This is a genomic window from Ornithinibacter sp., assembly GCF_035443565.1.
Taxonomy (GTDB): Bacteria; Actinomycetota; Actinomycetes; order Actinomycetales; family Dermatophilaceae; genus Fodinibacter.
Genome location: NZ_DAORSO010000360.1, coordinates 1 through 1,413 on the forward strand (window position 1 = coordinate 1; position 1,413 = coordinate 1,413).

The following is a 1,413-nucleotide window of genomic DNA, read 5'->3' on the forward strand; positions in this document are numbered from 1 at the left end:
GCTCGACGCCCTGTCGTGAAAGGCCCCGCATGACCGCGATCCTCTGGCTGCGCCGTGACCTGCGCCGCGCCGACCACCCCGCCCTGCTCGCCGCGCGCGAGGCGGCCACGGCATCCGGGGGCGACCTCGTGGTCGCGTTCGTCGTCGACCCGCGCCTGTGGGACGGGGGAGGGGCGGCGAGGCGCGCCTGGCTGGCGGCCACGCTGAAGGCCACCGACGAGGCCTACGACGGAGCCCTGACGCTGCTGCACGGCACCCCTCGAACGGTCATCCCCGAGCTCGCCGCCCGGGTGGGGGCCACCTCGGTGCACGTGTCTCGCGAGACCACCCCGGCCGGGCGACGCCGGGACGAGGTCGTGGCCGGGACGCTGCGATCCGCCGGGGTCGAGTGGGTCGAGACGGGGACGCCGTATGCCGTGGGGCCGGGTCTGGTCGTCAACGGCTCGGGGGACCCGTACAAGGTCTTCACCCCGTTCTCGAAGGCGTGGCGTGCACACGGGTGGCCGGCGCCGGCCATCACCCCGCGAGAGCTCCCCCTGCGGCGAGTCGACAGCGACCCCCGGGCCACCGCTGAGGTGACCGCTGCGCTCGAGGCTCCCGGCCTGCCGGAACTTCCCCCTGCCGGGGAGAAGGCGGCCCTCGCGCGGTGGCGCGAGTGGCGCGAACGGGCGCTCACGGCATACGCCGACGACCGCAACCGGCCCGACCTCGACGGCACCTCGCGGCTCTCGCCGTACCTGAAACTCGGTGTCGTGCACCCGCGCACGCTGCTGGCCGAGCTGGCGGGGGAGTCGGGCAAGGGGGCGCACACGTACGAGAGCGAGCTCGCCTGGCGTGAGTTCTACGCCGACGTGCTCTGGCACCACCCGCGCACCGCCTGGGAGGACCTGCGCCCCGAGATGTCGGCCATGCGCTACGACGAGCCGCAGGACGCCATCGAGGCGTGGAAGGCCGGCCGCACCGGGTACCCGATCGTCGACGCCGGGATGCGCCAGCTGCTCGCCGAGGGCTGGATGCACAACCGGGTGCGGATGATCGCGGGCAGCTTCCTCACCAAGGACCTGCACGTGTGGTGGCCGCTCGGGGCCCGGCACTTCATGGAGCACCTCATCGACGGCGACATCGCCTCGAACAACCACGGCTGGCAGTGGGTGGCCGGTACGGGCACGGACGCCTCGCCGTACTTCCGGGTGTTCAACCCCGTGACGCAGGGGCTGCGCTTCGACCCCGACGGGGACTACGTGCGGCGATGGGTGCCCGAGCTGGCGCACGTGGCGGGTGCTGCGGCGCACGAGCCGTGGGACGTCGCCGACGGCTACGCCCGCGGCTACCCCGCGCGGATCGTCGACCACGCGGCCGAGCGCATCGAAGCCCTCGACCGCCTCCAGGCCACCAAGTCCTGACCCGCGGAAC

The 1,413-nt window shown here is 73.8% G+C and carries 1 protein-coding gene; it reads left to right on the forward strand.

The window, feature by feature from the left end:
- The first annotated feature begins 29 nt into the window (after nt 1–29).
- Entirely contained in the window at nt 30–1,403 is a 1,374-nt protein-coding gene (locus tag PLL68_RS15195; RefSeq protein ID WP_324535541.1) for a cryptochrome/photolyase family protein, read from the forward strand.
- The last annotated feature ends 10 nt before the right edge of the window (nt 1,404–1,413 follow it).

Coding starts and splice junctions, on each gene's coding strand:
- PLL68_RS15195 (WP_324535541.1), top strand. CDS start 30: ATGACCGCGATCCTCTGGCTGCGCCGTGACCTGCGCCGCGCCGACCAC.